The following is a 2,215-nucleotide window of genomic DNA, read 5'->3' as shown; positions in this document are numbered from 1 at the left end:
GGGCCTTTAGAGGTAGCGGGGGACGCGCTGGCGGTAGCGCGCGTAGGCCTCGCCGAGGCGGGCGGAGAGGTAGCGCTCCTCCTGGAGCACCAGCCCGTGGAACAGCCCCCCCAGCACCGCGCACGCCCCGAGCGTCACCAGCGACGGAGCCCAGAGCGAGGCGCCCACGAGGTACAGGTAGGAGAAGACGTAGATGGGGTTGCGCGAGGAGCGGTGGAGTCCTCTCTCGTGCAGCACGGGCGGGGCCTCCCCCGCGTCCACGCCGATGCGGAACGTCGCGCCCATGCCGTACTGCGCCGCCAGCATGCCCACCAGCCCGAGCACGCCCAGCGCCCAGCCCACCTCCGGCGGAAGGGCCAGCAGGGGCCGGCCCCAGGGCAGCTCGGACCAGCGCGGCCAGAGCGCCGCCGCCACCACCGAGCCCGCCCACACCAGTGAGGCGCCGCTGATGCGCCGCGTGAGGCGCGTGTGGGCGGAGTCGGCCCCGGTGCTCCGGTAGGCCAGCGGGCTGCGGCCGAAGCGCAGGCGGTAGACGAGGCTTGCGCCCAGGTGCCCCAGCAGCAGGTGCAGCGAGATGAAGCCCAGGTAGAGCGCGGGCGCGTCGCGAAGCCCCTTCATGGTCCCACCACCTCCGCCGGAAGGCCGAAGCCCGAGGACGCCCAGCCCGCGAGCTGCTCGGTGAAGTCGCGCAGCTCGCCCCGGGTCCACAGTCCCTCGAACGTCGCCGTGTTGATGTTGAGCGTGTCGCCAAAGGCCAGGCCCGTCGCGCCCCAGGTGGCCGTGTGGCTGCGCATGGAGTGGATGCGGAAGGGCGCGTCCACGAAGTGCTTGTCGAGCCGCCCCAGGTAGGTCGCCACCAGCGTGTTGGTGCGGGGCTCGGCAACCAGCCCGGGGCGCGCGTTGCGCCGCAGCACGGGCCCCGGGGCGAGCCTCGCCACCGCCATGCACTCCAGCGCCGTCGTCCAGTGCACGCCCTCGTCGAGCACGCGCCGCAGCGCCTCGCGCACCAGCGCCGCCAGGGCGGGCGCGTCCTCCAGCCGGGCGCGGACCTCCCGCAGGGGAAACTCCAGCGGCACCGTCGAGCAGCCGTTGCCCAGCATCCGCCCCAGCCCCAGCATGCGCCGCAGGTCCACCGGCACCCGCAGGCGGATGAGCCCGTCCTTCGTGGGCTCGCGCAGCGCGACGCCCGCCAGCAGCGCGGCGAAGAAGACCTCCGAGGCCTGGACGTCCGTGCGGCCGGCCGGGAGTGTCAGGCGCGCCGTCGCCATCAACGAGCCGCCCGCGGTGTCTCCACTGCGGCGCAGGCCCAGGCCCCGCTGCGCGAGGAGCCGGCGGCGGGGGCTCGCGAGGCCCAGCACCCGGCCCGGCCCGCGCAGCGCCGCGAGCAGCACCTTGCCATCCGTCAGCGTCGAGGGGCCCAGCGGGGGCGCCTCCGACGCGCGCCCCGCGCAGTGCAGCCAGAGCCGCTCCAGCAGGTGGGCGAGCGCCTTGGCGTCCCCAATCGCGTGGTGGAGCTGGATGGCGAGCAGCCACGGGCCTGGCGCGCCATCGGCCAGGGGGTGGAGGTGCAGCCGCAGCGGCACGTCCCTCGCGAGGTCCACCCGGGTGTTGATGACCCGCGTCACCGCCTCGGGCTCGTCCAACGGCTCGGCGCCTTCCAGCAGGGCCGCGTCCACCGCCTCGTCCGTGCGCGGCGCGGGCACCCAGGCACCGCGCGCGTCGTCCCAGGCCACGTTGAGGCGCTCGCTCTCGCGCACCAGGGCGCGCAAGGCCCCGCGCAGCCGCGCCACATCGGGCCGCGCGTCGATGCGCAGCAGCACCGTGGCCCAGATGGTGGCCACCTCGCCGTCCAGCCGCGCGAGGAGCGTGTCTACGAAGTTCGCGCGCATCGCTCCACCCATCCGCTCCACAGGGCCCGGGCCGCCTCGCCGTCCACCCGCGCCCGCCCCACCGCCTCGCGCGCCCGCTCCGGCGCCGGCAGGTGCTGGAAGACGATGTCGTCGGGCGCGTCCAGGCGTGGGCGGAGGCCCGTCGGCAGGTAGCCCGCCGCGAGGAGCATGGGCGTGGCCTCGGCCACCCGCTGGGGCTCGCCCATGGACAGGTGGACGAGGTCCACGCGCGCCCGCGAGGACGGGAGCGCCGTGGCCCCCTGCCCTTCCCCGGCGGGCCCCACCAGCTCCCGCCGTTCGAGCCGCAGGGACTCGTTCCAGTCGAG

3 protein-coding genes are annotated in these 2,215 nt (G+C 75.8%); all 3 read right to left on the bottom strand.

The features are described 5' to 3' along the window. Positions 1–6 precede the first annotated feature (6 nt). Positions 7–618, bottom strand: a complete 612-nt coding sequence (locus tag HR086_RS46305; protein WP_174468853.1) for an isoprenylcysteine carboxylmethyltransferase family protein — start codon at positions 616–618, stop codon at positions 7–9. Then, on the bottom strand, positions 615–1,889 hold the full coding sequence (locus HR086_RS46300; protein ID WP_174468852.1) for a hypothetical protein: 1,275 nt from the start codon (positions 1,887–1,889) through the stop codon (positions 615–617). The genes HR086_RS46305 and HR086_RS46300 overlap by 4 nt, the downstream gene beginning before the upstream one ends. Continuing rightward, the coding region (locus HR086_RS46295) for a hypothetical protein (protein WP_217442232.1) at positions 1,871–2,215 on the bottom strand (345 nt) is incomplete at its 5' end. The genes HR086_RS46300 and HR086_RS46295, both read right to left, overlap by 19 nt.

The organism is Myxococcus sp. CA039A (genome assembly GCF_013336645.1).
Taxonomy (GTDB): Bacteria; Myxococcota; Myxococcia; order Myxococcales; family Myxococcaceae; genus Myxococcus; species Myxococcus llanfairpwllgwyngyllgogerychwyrndrobwllllantysiliogogogochensis.
This window is presented reverse-complemented; position numbering and strand designations above follow the sequence as displayed.